At 69.0% G+C, this 18,033-nt stretch carries 13 protein-coding genes; 10 read left to right on the top strand and 3 right to left on the bottom strand.

Annotated features, from left to right (window positions below; translation table 11 throughout):
• Positions 1 to 78 precede the first annotated feature (78 nt).
• The 4 genes from P5G46_RS05515 to P5G46_RS05500 all read left to right on the top strand — a co-directional run bounded on the left by P5G46_RS05515 (position 79) and on the right by P5G46_RS05500 (position 7,257).
• The gene (locus tag P5G46_RS05515) at positions 79 to 1,092 is read left to right on the top strand and encodes a hypothetical protein (protein WP_408905149.1); all 1,014 of its coding nucleotides are present in this window, start codon (positions 79 to 81) and stop codon (positions 1,090 to 1,092) included.
• A gap of 377 nt (positions 1,093 to 1,469) precedes the next feature.
• A complete protein-coding gene (gene rplJ / locus P5G46_RS05510; RefSeq protein WP_138177968.1) occupies positions 1,470 to 1,985 on the top strand; it encodes a 50S ribosomal protein L10 in 516 nt (171 codons plus the stop codon).
• Between the two features lie 38 nt (positions 1,986 to 2,023).
• The gene (rplL, locus tag P5G46_RS05505) at positions 2,024 to 2,413 is read left to right on the top strand and encodes a 50S ribosomal protein L7/L12 (protein ID WP_239276729.1); all 390 of its coding nucleotides are present in this window, start codon (positions 2,024 to 2,026) and stop codon (positions 2,411 to 2,413) included.
• Between the two features lie 224 nt (positions 2,414 to 2,637).
• A complete protein-coding gene (locus P5G46_RS05500) occupies positions 2,638 to 7,257 on the top strand; it encodes an ExeM/NucH family extracellular endonuclease (RefSeq protein ID WP_408905148.1) in 4,620 nt (1,539 codons plus the stop codon).
• 51 nt (positions 7,258 to 7,308) lie between these two features.
• Here P5G46_RS05500 and P5G46_RS05495 read toward each other — a convergent pair whose 3' ends face one another.
• Entirely contained in the window at positions 7,309 to 8,316 is a 1,008-nt protein-coding gene (locus P5G46_RS05495; RefSeq protein ID WP_239276731.1) for a LacI family DNA-binding transcriptional regulator, read from the bottom strand.
• A 236-nt stretch (positions 8,317 to 8,552) separates the two neighbouring features.
• Here P5G46_RS05495 and P5G46_RS05490 point away from each other — a divergent pair, with 236 nt between their 5' ends.
• The 3 genes from P5G46_RS05490 (at position 8,553) to P5G46_RS05480 (ending at position 12,337) form a co-directional block, all read left to right on the top strand.
• Entirely contained in the window at positions 8,553 to 9,881 is a 1,329-nt protein-coding gene (locus tag P5G46_RS05490) for an ABC transporter substrate-binding protein (RefSeq protein ID WP_239276732.1), read from the top strand.
• A gap of 126 nt (positions 9,882 to 10,007) precedes the next feature.
• On the top strand, positions 10,008 to 11,363 hold the full coding sequence (locus tag P5G46_RS05485; RefSeq protein ID WP_374204602.1) for a carbohydrate ABC transporter permease: 1,356 nt from the start codon (positions 10,008 to 10,010) through the stop codon (positions 11,361 to 11,363).
• Positions 11,360 to 12,337 (top strand): carbohydrate ABC transporter permease, encoded by a 978-nt coding sequence (locus tag P5G46_RS05480; protein ID WP_239276733.1) that lies wholly within the window; start codon positions 11,360 to 11,362, stop codon positions 12,335 to 12,337. The genes P5G46_RS05485 and P5G46_RS05480 overlap by 4 nt, the downstream gene beginning before the upstream one ends.
• 65 nt (positions 12,338 to 12,402) lie before the next feature.
• Here the strand turns inward: P5G46_RS05480 and P5G46_RS05475 are convergent, their stop codons facing one another.
• Together P5G46_RS05475 and P5G46_RS05470 are read right to left on the bottom strand one after the other, a co-directional pair.
• The gene (locus P5G46_RS05475; RefSeq protein WP_408905147.1) at positions 12,403 to 13,074 is read right to left on the bottom strand and encodes a DUF305 domain-containing protein; all 672 of its coding nucleotides are present in this window, start codon (positions 13,072 to 13,074) and stop codon (positions 12,403 to 12,405) included.
• Position 13,075: 1 nt separating this feature from the next.
• On the bottom strand, positions 13,076 to 13,783 hold the full coding sequence (locus P5G46_RS05470; RefSeq protein ID WP_239276735.1) for a thioredoxin-like domain-containing protein: 708 nt from the start codon (positions 13,781 to 13,783) through the stop codon (positions 13,076 to 13,078).
• Between the two features lie 230 nt (positions 13,784 to 14,013).
• Between P5G46_RS05470 and P5G46_RS05465 the strand changes: the two genes are divergently transcribed.
• The 3 genes from P5G46_RS05465 to P5G46_RS05455 all read left to right on the top strand — a co-directional run bounded on the left by P5G46_RS05465 (position 14,014) and on the right by P5G46_RS05455 (position 18,012).
• Positions 14,014 to 15,351 carry a multidrug effflux MFS transporter gene (locus P5G46_RS05465; protein WP_239276736.1) on the top strand — a complete coding sequence of 446 codons (1,338 nt, stop codon included), beginning with the start codon at positions 14,014 to 14,016 and terminating at the stop codon, positions 15,349 to 15,351.
• A gap of 77 nt (positions 15,352 to 15,428) precedes the next feature.
• Positions 15,429 to 16,133, top strand: a complete 705-nt coding sequence (locus P5G46_RS05460) for a phosphatase PAP2 family protein (RefSeq protein ID WP_375095944.1) — start codon at positions 15,429 to 15,431, stop codon at positions 16,131 to 16,133.
• A 10-nt stretch (positions 16,134 to 16,143) separates the two neighbouring features.
• Positions 16,144 to 18,012 carry a helicase HerA-like domain-containing protein gene (locus tag P5G46_RS05455; RefSeq protein ID WP_408905146.1) on the top strand — a complete coding sequence of 623 codons (1,869 nt, stop codon included), beginning with the start codon at positions 16,144 to 16,146 and terminating at the stop codon, positions 18,010 to 18,012.
• The last annotated feature ends 21 nt before the right edge of the window (positions 18,013 to 18,033 follow it).

Below are 18,033 nucleotides of genomic sequence, written 5' to 3'. Positions count from 1 at the left end.
CCGGTGGGCGGCCGAGATGTCCACGGATGCCGGGGGTGGGGGATCGCGCGAACGGGTGGTGGCGGCACGATCGGGGGGATGCACAGGACGGTGGGTATCGGCATCCGGGGGGTGCCCTTGTTCACCCGCGCGGACCTGCTCGCACGGGATGTCACTCCCACCGAGCTGTCACGCGCGGCGGCCGGGGGCGTGTTCCTGCGGCTGCAAGCGGGTGTCTACGTCGAGCGCGCGGCGTACCTCGCGCTCCGGCCCGTCGAGCAGCATCGGCTTGCCGTCTGCGCCGCCATGGAGCAGACGCGCGGTGGTTCCGCCGTCGTCTCTCACCTCTCGGCGAGCGTGCTCCATGACCTGCCGCAGTACCGGTTCAGGGATCGGCCCGTCGACGTGACGGTCGCCGCCGACGTCGGAGCGACCAGTCGCAGAGGGCTGCGGCGACATCTCGACGCCATCGACACGGGCGACCTCACGACGGTCGCGGGCATCGCCTGCACGACCCTCGATCGCACGGTGTTCGACGTCATGCGCACGATGCCCCTCGAGGTCGCGGTGACCTGCGCGGACGCCGCACTGCGGCGTGAAGCGGTGGTCGGACGCCGGTTCGACCCCCACGCGCAGGAGGACTGGCGCGAAAGGATGCGCGAGAGGGCTGCGCGGAAAGCGGGAGCACGCGGCATCCGGCGAGCTCGCTGGGTGATCGAGTTCGCCGACGGACGCGCGGAACTGCCGGGGGAGAGCGTGAGCCGGGTGCAGCTGTTCCGTCTCGGGTTCGTCGAGTTCGACCTCCAGGTGGCGGTGCCCGGGCCCCGCGGCGCCGACTACTTCGTCGACATCGCCTTGCCCGAGGCTCGAACGTTCTGGGAGTTCGACGGGGAGGTGAAGTACCGCGACCCTTCCCTGCGCGGAGACCGGTCGATTGAGCAGGTGGTGCTCGACGAGAAGAAGCGCGAGGACTGGATCCGAGGGCGCACGCAATGGCGCGTGTGCCGCGGCGGCTTCTCCGACATCACGACCCCCGAGGTACTCGCGGCCCGGCTCGAGGCGTTCGGCGTGGCACCCAGGCGTGGAGGACCGGTGGCGCCGCCGCCGAGATGACCCCTGTCTCACCACATGGCCCCCCATTCGCCCGAATGGCGCGTCATCTCGGAAACGGAGCGTCATCTCGCTGCACGTCAGCGCGGGGCAGGGCGCGACGCGGGGGCGGGGGCGCGGCGGGTGGGGCGGATTTGGCGGGGGCGGGGGATGCCGAGTACAGTAGAGACCAAGCCAAAGACCGCCGGTCATCGTCGTGCGTGCACGAAGATCGAAGCGTCTGCCGAAAGGCAGAGGACCTGCGCAGGTGACATGAACTCCTCCCGATCGGGAATCCGAGCTCCGTGCGCCTGCGCCGGAGCTCTTCTTTTTTGCCGTCGCCCGGTGTCTTGGCCGGCGCCCCGCCTCCGCGGAGCGCCTCGTACACACAAGGAGTGGCCATGGCGCAGAAGGACGCATCGGTCGCCGAGCTCACGAAGCACTTCGAGAACTCGACTGCCGTTCTGCTGACCGAGTACCGCGGTCTGACGGTTGCCCAGCTCAAGCAGCTGCGCAACGACATCCGTCAGGACGCGGAGTACGCCGTGGTGAAGAACACGCTGACCAAGATCGCCGCGGCCAACGCGGGGGTCACGGGACTGGACGACGAGCTCAAGGGCCCGTCTGCCATCGCGTTCGTGCACGGCGACCCGGTCGCCGTCGCGAAGGGGCTGCGTGCCTTCGCCAAGGCTAACCCTCAGCTCGTGGTGAAGGGCGGCTACTTCGATGGCGCCGCTCTGACCGCGGATGAGGTTAACAAGCTCGCCGATCTCGAGAGCCGTGAAGTCCTGCTGGCGAAGCTCGCCGGTGCGATGAAGGCGACGATGACCAAGGCGGCATACGTCTTCCAGGCGCTTCCGTCGAAGGCCGTTCGCACGGTCGACGCGTTGCGCGAGAAGCAGGACACCGCGGCCTGACCCGGCCCGGATGACAATCCCGATCAAGGAGAAACACAATGGCTAAGCTCAGCACCGAAGAGCTGCTCGACGCGTTCAAGGAGCTCACCCTCATCGAGCTCTCCGAGTTCGTGAAGGCGTTCGAGGAGACGTTCGACGTCACCGCCGCCGCCCCCGTGGCCGTGGCCGCTGCCGGCGCCCCCGCCGGTGGTGCCCCCGCCGAAGAGGCCGAGGAGAAGGACTCGTTCGACGTCGTCCTCGAGGCCGCCGGTGACAAGAAGATCCAGGTCATCAAGGTCGTCCGCGAGCTCACCTCGCTCGGCCTCGGCGAGGCCAAGGCCGTCGTCGACGGTGCCCCCAAGGCCGTGCTCGAGGGCGCGAACAAGGAGACCGCCGACAAGGCGAAGGAGGCCCTCGAGGCTGCCGGCGCCACGGTGACCCTCAAGTAATTCCACGCACTTCGCGTACACGAAGGCCCGGATGCCATTGGCATCCGGGCCTTCGTCGTTCCGCGCCCGCGGCTCCGGGTCTCGCTGCGGGCGGCGGCGGATGTTCACCTACTCGAAACAAAGAAGTCTGGGAAATCGGTATGCGTCTCGTCTACGGTCGAGATGACCCCCCCGTCGATCCCCCCACCGGCGTCGCTCCGTCGCGCGTCGTTCTCTGGAGACCCATGCATCACGCACCCTCCCGCGCGCCCGCGCGCCGCTTCACCACGACCCTCAGCGCCGTCCTGGGGGCGGCGTTGCTCGGCTCCGCCCTCGCTCCCGCCCCCGCGTTCGCGGCCGACGGCCCCCGGGTGGTGATCAACGAGGCCTACCTGAAGGGCGGTAGCGGCGCCGCCGCGTACACGCAGAAGTTCGTCGAGTTGTACAACGCCGGCGACACCTCTCAGGACCTCAGCTCGTGGTCGCTGCAGTACCGCTCGGCCTCGAGCACGAGCGCGCCGAACGGCGCCAACACCCTGCGCCTGACGGGTTCCATCGCCGCCGGCGGCTACTACCTCATCGCGCTCCCCGGCAACGGCGTCGTCACCAACGCGTTGCCGACGCCCGACGTCACGAGCACGGGTCTGAACCCGTCCGGGACGACGGGGCAGCTCTTCCTCGCGAATGTCGCCGAGTCGCTCGCTCTGCCCGCGGGCAACGTCGACGACCCCCGGGTCGTGGACTTCCTCGGCTACGGCGCCGGGGTGAGCTTCGAGACCGCCCCGGCGGTGGTCGACGGCCCCAATGCCACGCAGAACGCGCTGATCCGCAGCGGATTCGTCGACAACGACGACAACTCCGCCGACTTCACCAATACCGCGACCGTCACGCCGCAGAACTCCGGCGGCAGCACCCCCGCCCCCGAGCCGACCGTCACCCCGACCACGGCGCCCACGACCCCGGCGCCGACGCCGAGCGTCACCCCCGGCGAGGTCGTCGCGATCCGCGACATCCAGGGCACCGGTGCCACGACCCCGCTCGACGACGCCACCGTGACCACGCGCGGCATCGTCACCGCCGCGTACCCGACCGGCGGCTACAACGGCTTCTACATCCAGACGCCGGGGACGGGCGGCGACATCGACCTCGCCGCGCACGCCGCATCGGACGCGATCTTCGTCTACGGCTCCGCGGCCACCGCGAAGGTGCAGATCGGCGCCCACGTCGAGGTCAGCGGCACCGCGAGCGAGTACTACGGCCAGACCCAGATCACCGCTGCCGCCGACGGCATCCAGTCGCTCACCGAGCAGGCCGCACCGGTCGAGCCGGCGAAGATCGGGTGGCCGAAGACGGACGAGGAGCGCGAGCGGTTCGAAGGGATGCTGCTCGCCCCGCAGGGTGACTTCACGGTCACCAACACCTACACGACGAACCAGTACGCCGAGGTCGGCCTCGCGGCCGGCACCACGCCGCTGCGCACCCCGACCGATGTCGCGCGTCCCGACACCCCGGAGTACGTCGCGGCCGTCGCCGACAACAAGGCCCGCGCGATCGTCCTCGACGACGGGGCTTCGCTGAACTTCCTCAGCACGGCGAAGAACGTTCCCCTGCCGTACGTGTCGCTCGCCGAGCCGGTCCGCGTCGGCGCTCGCGCGACGTTCGAGACTCCGGTGATCTTGGACTTCCGCAACAACACCTGGAAGTTCCAGCCGACCGAGCAGCTGACGGTGGAAAACGCGGATGCCGTGCAGCCGGCGACCTTCGAGAACACCCGGACGGTGGCTCCAGAGCCCGTCGGCGGCAACGTGAAGATCTCGAGCTTCAACGTGCTCAACTACTTCACCACGACCGCCGAGAGCGTCGGCTGCACCTCGACCTACGACGACCGCGAGGGCAACCCCATCACGGCGAACCGCTGCCCGGACAACGGTCCGCGCGGTGCCGCGAACGACGAGAACCTCCAGCGCCAGCAGGCCAAGATCGTCGCGGCGATCAACGGCCTCGGCGCCGACGTGGTCTCGCTCGAGGAGATCGAGAACTCGGCGCAGTTCGGCAAGGACCGCGACGCGGCCCTGTCCACCCTCGTCGACGCTCTCAACGCCGCCCTCGGCTCGGAACAGTGGGTCTTCGTTCCCTCACCGGCCGATCTGCCGGCGTCGGAGGACGTCATCCGCACCGCCTTCATCTACAAGAAGGCCGTCGTGGCGCCGGTCGGTGACAGCGTCATCCTCGACGACCCTGCGTTCGCGAACGCGCGTCAGCCGCTCGCGCAGGCATTCGCCCCCGTGGGCGACGAGGATGCCGCCATCCTCGCGATCGTGAACCACTTCAAGTCGAAGGGCGACAGCGACCCCAAGGCGACCGGCGACAACGCCAACGGCATCCAGGGTGCGTTCAACGGCGACCGCGTGCGTCAGGCCGAGGCCCTTGCGGCCTTCGCGGACGAGCGCGCGGCCGCGATCGGCACCGACGACGTGTTCCTCCTGGGCGACTTCAACGCCTACTCGCAGGAAGACCCGATCGAGAAGCTCCGCGAATTCGGCTACGAGCCGCTCGAGGCGGGCACGGGCAAGTTCTCGTACTCCTTCAGCGGTCAGTCGGGGTCGCTCGACCACGTGCTGGCGTCGCCGTCGGCGCGCGAGCTCGTCACCGGTACCGACATCTGGAACATCAACGCCGTCGAGGCGCTCGCCCTGGAGTACAGCCGCTACAACTACAACGCGCTGAATTTCTATGAGGCCTCGCCGTACCGCTCGAGCGACCACGATCCGGTGATCGTGGGCCTGGACCTGTCGTCGACGACCGAGATCAACCTGCTCGGCATCAACGACTTCCACGGCCGCATCGACGCCAACACGGTGAAGTTCGCCGGGACGATCGAGCAGCTGCGCGCGGAGTACGGCGACGACAACTCGCTGTTCGTCTCGAACGGCGACAACATCGGCGCGTCGCTGTTCGCCTCGTCGGAGTTCGGTGACAAGCCCACGATCGACGTGCTCAACGCGCTCGAGCTGGCGGCCTCGGCCGTGGGCAACCACGAGTTCGACAAGGGGGCCGACGACCTGACCGGACGCGTGTCCGACCTGGCCGACTTCCCCTACCTCGCGGCCAACGTCTACAAGGACGGCCAGCCCCTCCTCCCCGGTTACGAGATCGTCGAGGTGGACGGCGTCCGCGTCGGCGTCATCGGCGCCGTCACCGAGACGACCCCCCAGCTCGTCACGGAGAGCGGCATCCGCGGCATCGAGTTCCGTGAGCCGGTCGCCGAGGTCAACCGGGTGGCCGCCGAGATCGATGACCGGGTCGACGTCATCGTCGCCCAGTATCACGAGGGCAGCGAGCTCGGGGACGCGGACGCGACGCTCGAGCAGGCCCTCGCCCAGGGCGGCGCGTTCGCGTCGATCGTGAACGACACGGACCCGGCGGTGGATGCCATCTTCACCGGGCACACGCACGCCGAGTACGTCTGGGACGCTCCGGTCCCCGGCGGTGAGGGCACGCGCCCGATCCTGCAGACCGGGAGCTACGGCGAGAACATCGGTCAGATCGTGCTCGACGTCGACAGCGACGGCGACGTCGTGGACTACACGGCCCGCAACGTGCCGCGCCTGTCCGCGCCGGACGCGGCCGCGAGCGCCGAGCTCGATGCGCGTCTGATCGCGACCTACCCCCGGGTTCAGGAGGTCAACGACATCGTCACGGCCGCGCGTGCCGAGGCGGACGTCGTGGGCCGCGTCCCGGTCGGCTCGGTCACGGCCGACATCACCACCGCCTTCAGCGGCGGCGCCTACGTCGACGGCGTCTACACCGGAGGCAAGCGCGACGACCGGTCCAAGCCGTCGGCCCTGGGTGGTCTCGTCGCCGACGCTCTGCTGACGACGCTCGAGGCGCCCGCCCGTGGCGGTGCCGACCTGGCGGTGGTCAACCCGGGCGGTCTGCGCGCCGAACTCCTCTACGACGGCGACGGCATCATCACGCGTGCGGAGGCGAACGCCGTGCTGCCGTTCGTGAACAACCTGTGGACGACGACCCTCACGGGAGACCAGCTTCGCGTGATGCTCGAGCAGCAGTGGGGCGACGCCGCGGGACGCGGCACGACCAACCTCGCGCTGGGCGTGTCCGAGAACGTGCGCTACACCTACGACGCCTCGCGCCCGGCGGGCCAGCGCATCCTGGGCATCTGGATCGACGGCGTCGCCGTCGATCCGGCGGCCGAGTACCGCGTGGGCTCGTTCAGCTTCCTCCTCGGCGGCGGTGACAGCTTCTCGGTCTTCCGCGAGGGCGCCGATACGCGCGATTCCGGTCTCATCGACCGCGACGCGTGGATCGACTACCTGAGCGCGAACCCGGGCCTCACGCCCGACTTCACCGCCCGCGGCGTGCAGGTCACGGGTCTGCCGGCGCAGGTCGAGCCCGGTGCCGAGGTGACGCTGACGGTTTCGGGTCTCGACCTGACCTCGCTCGGCGCTCCCGCGCACACGTCGCTGCAGGCGTCGCTCGGAACGACGGACCTCACCCCGGTCCCCGTGGCCGCAGGGGTCGGGACCCTCACGCTGACCGTGCCCGCTGAGGCAACCGACACGCTCGAGCTGCGGCTGACGGCTCAGCCCACCGGCACCACGGTGTCGGTGCCGTTGCGGGTCGCCGCCCCGGGCACGACCGACCCGGGAGCCGGCGACTCCGGCACCGGTGCGGGCGGGACCGGACAGGACGGTCCCGGCCGCGGCAACGCGGGGCAGGCCGGCGGGAACCTCGCGGTGACCGGTGCGGAAGGCGGCTGGATCGGCGCCGGGGTGCTCTCCGCCATCGCGCTGCTCGGACTGGGCGTGGCCCTGCGCCGCCGCTCGGTGCGTTCGACCGACTGAGCCGAAACGAGACGGGACCCCGGATGCCTGGCATCCGGGGTCCCGTTCGTGTCAGACGGTGCGCGGGGGAGCGGTGGAGGCCCGTACGACCAGACGGGTCTCGGCGAGGGTGCGCGGCGGTGGCTGCTCGCCCTCGATCATCGACAGCAGCAGGCGTGTCGCCGCGACGCCCTGGGCCTCGGGGTACTGCTCGACCGTCGTGAGCGCGAACATCTCGGCGTAGTCGTGGCCGTCGATCCCGACGACGCTCAGCTCCGTGGGGACGGCGATGCCCATGCGGCGGGCGGCGATGACGACGCCGATCGCGACCTCGTCGCACGCCGCGACGACGCCGGTGGGGCGTGAGGCGGCGTCGGCGAGGAAGGATGCCGCCGCGGCGTAAGCGTCGGTGATGGTCAGTGTCGACGGGACGCTGCGGATCCTTACCGCGAGACCGCTGTCGTTCATGGCGTTGCGGTAGCCGATGGAGCGTTCGTCCACGTCGCGCGCCGGCGCGTCGGTGGGCGGGGTGCTGCCCACGAAGGCGATGTCCGTGTGGCCGAGCGCGATGAGGTGTTGTGTGATGATGCGGGTGATGCCGATGTTGTCCAGGCCGAGGGTCGGGATGCCCTGGAGGGGGTTTCCGATGCAGACGGTGGGTTTGTCGATCGCGAGCAGCCGCTCCAGGTCGGTGTCGCCCGGTTCGAGAGCGACGGCGATGATCCCGTCGAATCTCTTGCGTGCGAGGTAGGTCGAGTACAGACTCTCCCGGTCGCGTGAGCCGGGTTCGGCGACGTAGAGGGTGACGTCGTAACCCTGCGAGATGAGCGAACGCTCGACCCCCTCGATGATCGCGCCGAAGTACCATCGGTTGACCTTCGGGACGATGAGGGCGACGGTGCGCGTGCGTCCGGTCGCCAGGCTCACGGCGCTGGTGGAGGGCACGTAGCCGAGGGATGCCGCGGCGTCGGTGACGCGGCGGCGCGTGTCGTCCGAGACGTAGCCGCCGCCGGTGAGCGCGCGACTCGCCGTCGACTTCGACACGCCTGCCAGGCGTGCCACATCGGCGATTCCGCTCATGAGCCGTCTTCCTCGAGGATCGTCGACGTCCGTGTCGACGTCATGAAGAGTATCCGACAACCGCACAAACTGGAACCGGTTCCGCGCACATATCCGCCAGGAATCCCGCGTGATTCCGCGAGTTACGGAGTCGTAATCAAAGATTGTTGCGTAGCGGGTCTTTGTCGCCTACGGTGATCTGGAATCGGTTCCCGATGGGTGCCGGTGCACCACTGAACTCAAAGAGGAGAAATCACATGGGCATGTCACAGCGGTATCGCCTGCTGGCTCCCGTCGGACTGCTGGCGGTCGGCGCGATCGCGCTCGCGGGTTGTGCGGAGGGCGACTCGGGCGGCTCCAGCGGTGGCACCGAGGGTGCGACCGTCCGGATCTCCGGCGGCATCACCGGTAGCGAGGCCGATCTGCTGAACCAGTCGTTCGAGAAGTTCACCGAAGACACCGGCATCAAGGTCGAGTACACGGGCGACAAGAGCTTCGAGGGAAACATCGTGACGAAGGTCACCGGTGGCGACGCCCCTGACATCGCCATCGTCCCGCAGCCGGGTCTTCTGCAGACCCTCGTGGGCACGGGCGAGGTTCAGAAGGCGACGGACACCGTCTCCTCGAACGTCGACGAGTACTGGGGCGAGGACTGGAAGTCCTACGGCACCGTGGACGGAGAGTTCTACGCCGCCCCGATGCTCGCCAACGTCAAGGGCTACATCTGGTACTCGCCCTCGAAGTTCGCCGAGTGGGGCGTCGAGATCCCCAAGACCTACGACGAGCTCCTCGCCCTCACGCAGACCATCCAGGAGAAGACGGGTGCCGCTCCGTGGTGCGCCGGCTTCGCCTCCGGCGACGCGTCGGGCTGGCCCGGCACCGACTGGATCGAGGACCTCGTCCTCCGTCAGTCCGGCCCCGAGGTCTACGACCAGTGGGTCGCGAACGAGGTCAAGTTCACCGACCCCGAGATCAAGCAGGCCTTCGACGCGGTCGGTGAGATCCTGCTGAACCCCGCCTACGTCAACGCCGGCTTCGGTGACGTCAAGAGCATCAACTCGGTCGCCTTCGCCGATGTCGCGGCCAAGGTCGCCGACGGCAGCTGCCCGATGACGCACCAGGCTTCGTTCCTGTCGTCGAACTTCCTCACCGTCACGAACGCAGAGGGCGGCGAGGTGACCGTCGCGCCCGATGGTGACGTGTACGCGTTCCTGACCCCCGGCATCACCGAGGGTGAGCAGTCGGTCGAGGGTGGCGGCGAGTTCGTCGCGACGTTCTCCGACGACCCGAACGTGCAGAAGGTCGCCGAGTTCATGTCGACCCCCGAATTCGCTGACGCTCGTGTGGAGCTCGGCGGCGTGATCTCGGCCAACAAGGGCGCCGACCCGTCGCTCGCTTCCAGCGAGTTCCTGAAGGAGGCCATGGAGGTCCTTCAGAACCCCGACACCACGCTCCGCTTCGACGCGTCCGACCTGATGCCGGCCACGGTCGGTGCCGGGTCGTTCTGGAAGGGCATGGTCAGCTGGATCGACGGCACGCCCACCGACGAGGTGCTGCAGAACATCCAGGCCGGCTACGACAACTGAGCCGACCCGCAAGACCGGTGGGCCGTCCGCTTCGGCGGGCGGCCCACCGGTACCGTACCCCCATCACGGCGCCGCTGAGCCGGCCCGTCCATCGATGAGCACGAGGGCGTGTTCGGGAGGGAAGTCATGACCCAGATCAGGCAGGCGGAGAAGCCCCCGGAGGCATCTCCGCGACGCGGGCGGGCGGAGGCCGATCCGGCCCCGCGGGGCCCCGCACGGAGGCATCGGACGACCGTCCTGGTCGTCGTCATCGGGCTCATCGCCGCGGTGGCACTGTTCCTGTTCATGATCACGCGGGCACCCGCGGAGACGAGGCCCACGACCCTCGGCTTCTCGCTGAACAGCTTCTTCCGGACGCTGGGCGAGATGAACCCACTGATCCAGATCCCGCTCGTGATCCTGGTCTTCGCCGCGGTCGTCGGTCTGCTCCTCCTGCTCATCGAGTACGCGCCCCGATCGGGTAAGGGGTACTTCTGGCTGCGGCTGGTCGCGTGCTTCGGCATCCCGGTGCTGGCCTTCATGCTCCTGCGCCCGTACCAGAACGCCGTCATCTACGTCCTGGGCATCGCCGTGATCCTCGGTGGCATCCTTTTCTACGCCGACTACCGCTCACGTCAGGGCGCGGGCTACCTGTTCCAGCTCGTGCTGTTCGCCGCCCCGGCCGCGATCCTGCTGCTCATGGGGCTGGTCTACCCCGCGCTGTCCACGCTCGTGCAGTCGTTCATGGACAAGACCGGCGAGAACTTCGTCGGTTTCGAGAACTACATCTGGACCTTCACGAACCCCGAGGGCTTCTGGTCGGTCATCAACACCCTCATCTGGGTGCTGCTCGCCCCGACCTTCGCCACCGCGATCGGCCTGGCCTACGCCGTCTTCATCGACCGAGCCGCGGGGGAGCGGTTCCTCAAGATCCTCATCTTCATGCCGTTCGCGATCTCGTTCGTCGGCGCCGGCATCATCTGGAAGTTCGTCTACGACTTCCGCCAGGGCGACCAGATCGGCATCCTGAACGCGATCGTCACGGCGTTCGGCGGTCAGCCGGTGTCGTGGCTCGCGGCCACCCCACTGATCAACACGCTCCTGCTTGTCGTGGTGTTCATCTGGAGCCAGACGGGCCTCGCCATGGTCATCCTGTCGGCGGCGATCAAGGCGGTCCCGCCGGAGCAGATGGAGGCCGCGGAGCTCGACGGGGCGAACGCCTGGGAGCGCTTCATCAACGTCACGGTCCCCGGCATCCGCTCTTCGCTCATCGTGGTGCTCACCACGATCGCAATCGGCGCTCTGAAGATCTACGACATCGTCGCGGTCATGACCGGTGGTCGCAACGACTCCACCGTCCTCGCCTTCGAGATGGTCAACCAGCAGCAGCGGTTCCAGAGCTACGGGCACTCCGCGGCGCTGGCCGTCGTGCTGTTCCTGTTCGTCCTGCCGCTGATCATCTTCAACGTGCGCCAGATCCGGAAGCAGAGGGAAGTGCGATGACCACCTCCACCGTGGTGCTCGAGCCCACGTCAGACACCCGTTCGGCACGACAGGTCGCGCGGGACACCCGTCGCCACGAGGCGATGGCGCGCAAGCGACTGACCTCGAAGGGAGCCACGATCGCGGCGATCGCGATCGCGTTCTTCTGGACGATCCCGACCTTCGGTCTGTTCGTCACCTCGTTCCGCCCGGGCTCCGACACGCAGTCGACCGGATGGTGGACGGTCTTCACGGACCCGTCCTTCACTCTGGAGAACTACCGTCTCGCCTTCACGTCGGGCGGTACCGCGCTGACGCTGGCGGCATCGTTCCTCAACTCGCTCGCCATCACGATCCCGGTGGTCGTGTTCGCGCTGGCGATCGCCTCCTTGATCGCGTACGCGTTCGCGTGGATCGACTTCAAGGGGCGGAACTTCTTCTTCATCTTCATCTTCGCGTTGCAGATCGTGCCGCTGCAGATGGCCCTCGTGCCGCTGCTCAGCCTGTTCTCGCGCGGCTTGACGATCAACGACGTGACGATCTTCCCCGGCTTCGAGCTGCGGGGCATCGAGCACAGCTTCGCCACGGTGTGGATCGCCCACGTCATCTTCGCGATGCCGTTGGCGATCTTCCTGCTGCACAACTTCATCGCGGAGATCCCGCACGAGGTGATCGAGGCGGCGCGCGTGGACGGCGCGGGGCACGGACAGGTGTTCTTCCGTTTGATCCTGCCGCTCGCGGCTCCCGCCCTGGCATCCTTCGCGGTGCTGGAGTTCATCTGGGTGTGGAACGACCTGCTGGTGGCGACGATCTTCGCCCCGTCGTCATCGCTGCCGTTGACGCAATCGTTGAACTCGCTGTCGGGAACGTGGGGTGACCAGTGGTTCCTGCAGTCCGCGGGAACGTTCATCTCGATCCTCGTTCCCCTGATCGTGTTCTTCCTGCTGCAGCGCTTCTTCGTTCGGGGTCTCCTCGCCGGCGCGACGAAGGGCTGACGCCTTACGACGACGAGAGGGCGTGGCATCCGCGAGGGCGCCACGCCCCTTCGTCGTGCGAAGGGTCAGCCGGAACAGGACAGGCGGGCCTGGATGCTGCGCATCGCGTCGATCTCGGCCGACTGGCCGGCGACGATGGCCTCAGCCACGTCCTTCACGCGAGCGTCGTCGCCCAACTCGATGACGGCCTCGGCCATGGGAATCGCTCCCTGGTGGTGCCGGATCATCAGGTCGAGGAACAGACAGTCGGCGGGCTGCCCGTCGAGGGTGGCGAGGCGATCGAGCTCGGCATCCGAGGCCATGCCCATCTGCGCGAGCACCTCGTCCTGCGAGAGGGCGGACGTGTCGCCGTGGCTGTGCGCGCCGGACGCGGCCATCCACTGCATGAGCGGCTGGGACGACGCCTGCGGCAGCCCCCACTGCACGAGCCAGCCGTACATCTCGCCGCGCTGACCGGACTGGGTCGTGGCGATGTCGTACGACAGGGTGCGCAGCTCGGGGTCGGCGGTCTTGCGGTAGATCTCCATCGCCATCTGGACGGCCTGCGTGTGATGAACCTGCATGTCGCGGGCGAAGCCGGCGTCGGCCGAGGCGGTCGACGGCGTCGCCGGCGCGGCGGTCGCGCCGAACGCGGTGAAGCGCCCGACGGCGAAGGCGACCGCGAGCAGCGCCACGGCGGCGACGGCGACGACGAGCCACCGCGTCGCCGGTCGCGCGACCGGGGCGTCGTCGTTCACGTCACGCCTTGCCGGGGCCGTCGATCGCACCCGAGCACGTGGCGTTCGGCTCGGGGACGTTCTGGCTGCGCCAGTACTCGGTGAAGAACTCCGCGATGCGCGGGTCGGTGGGGTCGTCCAGCTTCAGCTGGTGGTTCCAGGCGCTGACAGCCACGGGGGTGTCCATACCGGGGTACGGCGAGAGGATGGCGTAGCTGGAGGGCATGACCGCCTCGAGCGCCTCGACACCGGCCTCGTCGACACGCTCGGGATCGTAGGTGATCCAGATCGCGCCGTGCTCGAGGGAGTGCACCGCGTTCTCGTTCTGCTGGGGCTCGGTGTAGACGGCGCAGTTCAACCAGTACGGGTTGTGCGGACCGCCGGCGGGCGGGGTCTGCTCGTACGTCACGGTTCCCTCGACGTGGTCCGTGCGGTTCTCGAACGTCTCCACGCCCTCGATCTCGCGCCCGGTGCTGTTGCCGGCCTGATAGCTGGGCGGTGGCGCCGGGGCGAAGGCGAAGGATGCCACCACGAGACCGATCACGGCCAGGGCGGCGGTGGATCCGACCACCCACCAGACGAGCTTGCTGCGCTTACGACGCGCGATCTGCTTCTGGTACTCCTGGAGCTTCTGCTGCCGCTTCTGCTCGCGTTGCTGCTTGACGGTGAGGTCGATATCGGCCTGCGTGGCGGGGTTGCCGCTCTTGCGCTTGTCGGGGGAGGGGCTCATGCGGTCTGTGCTGTCTCTCTCTTATGCGGGAGGCGTCGGCGCGGGCCGATGCGCCCAGCCTATGCGGGTGAATGCGGCGTCGGCCTGAAAGGAACCCGCGAGGGGATGGTGCTGAAGCTGAGCCGCGCGATAGTATGACGATGTCGAATCGTTTCGAGGTTCGGCGATCCCCCTCTTTTGTCAGCCCGGCTCCGTCCGGGCCATCCGTGTTGCGAAACGAACTGACTGCCGTGCTCGATACCGCCTCCCAGCCCGTGATCCCCTCGACCGCCCGCCCCGAGACCTCGGCGACGGGTGCCATCCGCGCGCTCGGCAGCAATCCCGCCACCGCGCCGGTCGTGTTGCATCCCGGCGACAGCATCCCCGCATCGCGTCGTGTGCTGTACGTCGTGCTGCTGGGGGCGCTCACCGCCCTCGGGCCCTTCACGATCGACCTGTACCTGCCGGCCTTCCCGGTGCTCGAGGCCGACTTCCAGACGTCGGCGGCGGCGATCCAGCTGACGCTGACCGGGACGATGATCGGCTTCGCCCTCGGGCAACTCATCGTGGGGCCCCTCAGCGACAAGGTCGGGCGCCGCATCCCGCTGCTGTCGGTCACCGCTCTGCATGTCGCGGCCAGCGTCTTCGCGGCCCTGGCCCCGACGCTCGGCACGCTGTCGATCGCGCGCGTGCTCATGGGGGCCGGTGCGGCGGCCGGTGGTGTGGTCGCCGCGGCGATCGTCCGGGACCTTTTCGGAGGGCGCCGCCTCGTCGTGATGCTCTCGCGTCTGGCTCTGGTGTCCGGCGTCGCTCCGGTCCTGGCTCCCCTCGCCGGCTCGCTGCTGCTGTCGGTCATGCCGTGGCGCGGCATCTTCTGGGTCTTGGCCGCGTACGGCACGGTCATGCTCGTGTCTGCCATCGTGTTCGTTCCCGAGACGCTCCCCTCCGCTCGCCGCGGCGGCAAGGGCGCGACGACCGTGTGGCAGCGGTACGCGAGTGTGTTCCGCGACCGCGTCTTCATCGGTGTGCTCGTCATCGGCGCCATGACCTTCAGCGGTCTCTTCTCTTACCTGTCGGCGTCGTCGTTCCTCTTCCAACAGAGCTACGGCTTCGACGCCCAGCAGTACGGCGTGCTGTTCGCGGCCAACTCCGTCGGTCTGGTGATCGGCGTGCAGGTGGCCTCGCGTCTGGCTGCGCGATTCGGTCCCCAGTGGGTCTTGGCGTTCTCGACGGCCTCGCTGGTGTTGTGGGCGACCGTGATCGTCGTGTTCGATCAGCTCGGCCTCGGGCTGTGGGGCACGGTGATCCCGTTGTTCTTCTTCATGACCTCCTGTGGATTCACGTTCCCGTGCGCGCAGGTGCTCGCCCTGGATCGCCACGGCAAGGCGGCAGGAACCGCGCAGTCGATCATCGGCGCGTCGAACTTCGGCATCGCGGGAGTGATCTCGCCCGTGGTCGGTCTGTTGGCCACGGGTTCCGGCATCACCGCGACGACGATGGCATCCGTCATGGTGGGGTGCGCGGTGCTCGGCGTCCTGGCCCTGTGGCTGCTCGTGCGCCCGCGCACCGTCGCGCGGCTCGCGCCGTGACCCGATGCCGCGGCGCGAACAGTAGCAGAGGGCGTGCCGAGGTTCCGCGGCGCCGCCCGGACGGGCATCATTAGCCGATGAACGTCGATTCCGAGCCCGTGGCGCCGCTGACGGTGCGCTCCGATCGTGCGTGGGGCATCGTCGGCCTGGTGCTGATCGCTCTCGCCTGCGGACTGGGGGCGTGGGTGTACTTCCGTGGGCCGAGCCCGTTCGCGATCGACGTGTGGTGGAACCAGTTGTTCGCCGCGGCGCCGCTGGAGCCGCTGCTGTCGTTCGCGCTCGTGATGAACGAGCTGGGCGGCTACGTCACCGCCATCCTCATCGTCCCGATCGGCGGTGCGCTCGCGCTGTTCCTCTTCGGCAGGCGGTGGGCGGCGCTGTACTTCCTCGCGGCCTCGGCGGGCAGCGCTCTGCTCGTGCAGGTGCTGAAGCACACGTTCGGACGCGCGCGTCCGGAAGACATCCTCGTGCTCTCCGATTACGGCTCCTTCCCGTCGGGGCACACCGCGAACGCGGCGACCATCGCGGTGGTGGCGGGAATCCTCTTCCCGTCGCTCTGGGTGCGGCTGGCCGGTGCGGCCTGGCTCGTGCTGATGGCTTTCAGCCGCACATACCTGCACGCCCACTGGCTCTCCGACACCATCGGCGGCGCCCTCGTCGGCGCCGGCGCGGCTCTCGTGCTGGCCGCGGTGTTCTCGCGTCTGCGCGCACGCGACGCCGACCGCGCGACGCTCCGGCGCGCCGGCCGAGCCCCGGATGCCGTGTCCCCGCGCACGTCCTAGGCTGACCGCTATGAGCGACAGTGCCGCCGCCCGTCCCGCCGACGATCCCGAGGTCGCACGTCTGCGCGCGGCGGCAGAGGCCGCGGAGGCGGAACTGCGTCTGGCCCGGGCGCGCGCCGAGCTCGCGGCCGCCGAGGCCGCTGCCGCTCGTGCCCGCGCGGATGCCGCCGCGGGGCCGGACGTCGAAACCACGACGTCGGCGGGCGAAGCGGCGCCATCACGTACCTCGTCGACGCGGCAGCCCGCCCCCGACGCCGAAGCTCCTCTCACCGCCGCCCAGGTCGCCGAGATCGCGGCCGGGTATGGGAGCGACGCGGCGGCCCTCGACCTCGGCGTGCTCGTCAACGGCGGCCCGGTGGCATCCGTTCGCGTGCGCATCCCGCTCGCCATGACCAACCGGCACGGGCTTGTCGCCGGGGCCACCGGGACGGGCAAGACGCGCACGCTGCAACTCCTGGCCGAGCAGCTGTCGGCCAGCGGCGTTCCCGTGTTCGCGGCCGACATCAAGGGCGACCTGTCCGGTATCGCGGCTCCCGGCGCGGAGAGCGAGAAGCTCAGGGCGCGCACCCGCTCCCTCGAACAGGACTGGTCACCGCGCGCGTACCCCACGGAGTTCTACGCCCTCGGGGACGACTCCGCGTCCGGTGTGCCGGTGCGGGCGACGGTATCGGGATTCGGCCCCCTGCTGCTCAGCCGCGTGCTCGGCCTCAACGCCACCCAGGAGTCGAGTCTGGCGCTCGTGTTCCACTACGCGGACGAGAAAGGCCTCGCCCTCGTCGATCTCTCCGACCTCCGGGCGGTGCTGACGTTCCTCACCAGCGATGAAGGCAAAGCCGAGCTGAAGAACGTCGGGGGACTGTCGAGCGCGACCGCCGGTGTCATCCTGCGCGAGCTCGTTGCCTTCTCGGCCTCCGGCGCCGACGGCTTCTTCGGCGAACCGGAGCTGGACGTGACGGACTTCCTGCGCGTCACCGCCGAGGGCGAGGGCATGGTGAGCTTGCTCGAGGTGCCGAACGTCGCCGCACGCCCCGAGCTGTACTCGACGTTTCTCATGTACCTGCTGGCGGAGCTCTACGAGGTGCTCCCCGAGGTCGGCGATCTCGACAAGCCGAAGCTGGTGTTCTTCTTCGACGAGGCGCACCTGCTGTTCCGGGACGCGTCGAAGGCGTTCCTCGCGGCGATCACGCAAACCGTGCGCCTCATCCGGTCGAAGGGCGTCGGCGTCTTCTTCGTCACACAGACACCCAAGGACGTCCCGGCCGACGTGCTGGCGCAGCTCGGTTCGCGCGTCCAGCACGCGCTGCGCGCCTTCACTCCCGATGACGCCGCGGCTCTGCGCGCCTCGGTGCGCACGTACCCGGCCTCCGGTTACGACCTCGAGCGCGTGCTGCAGGAGCTCGGGACCGGCGAGGCGATCATCACCGTGATGGATGAACGTGGCACGCCGACGCCCGTCGCCTGGACGCGGCTGTACGCACCACGGGCGTCGATGTCGCCGATCCCTGCGGGCGACCTCGCCGCCGCCGTCTCGGCATCCCCCCTGTTCGCCCGATACGGCTCACCGCTGGAGCGCGAGTCCGCGCGTGAGATCCTCGCAGCGCGGCTGCAAGCGGCGGCCGAGGCGCGGGAGGCCGCCGAACGGGCGAAGAGGGCCGCCGCCGATGAAGCGGAGTACGCGCGGCAGAAGGCGGCGATCGACAAGGCCCACGCCGAGGCGCAGAAGAAGGCGCAGCGCGAGTACGACCGGCTGCTCAGGGGAACGGCATCCCCTCGGTCGAGCTCTCCCTCGTCGCCGCTCGACGACCTTCTGGGCCGCGGTTCCACGCGGACGATCCTGAACGGTGTGATCCGGGGCCTGTTCGGCACCGGCCGCCGTTAACCCGGCGCGAGTCGCCAAGAT

This window comes from Microbacterium mcarthurae (assembly GCF_046064585.1).
In the GTDB taxonomy this organism is placed as follows: domain Bacteria; phylum Actinomycetota; class Actinomycetes; order Actinomycetales; family Microbacteriaceae; genus Microbacterium; species Microbacterium mcarthurae.
This window is presented reverse-complemented; position numbering and strand designations above follow the sequence as displayed.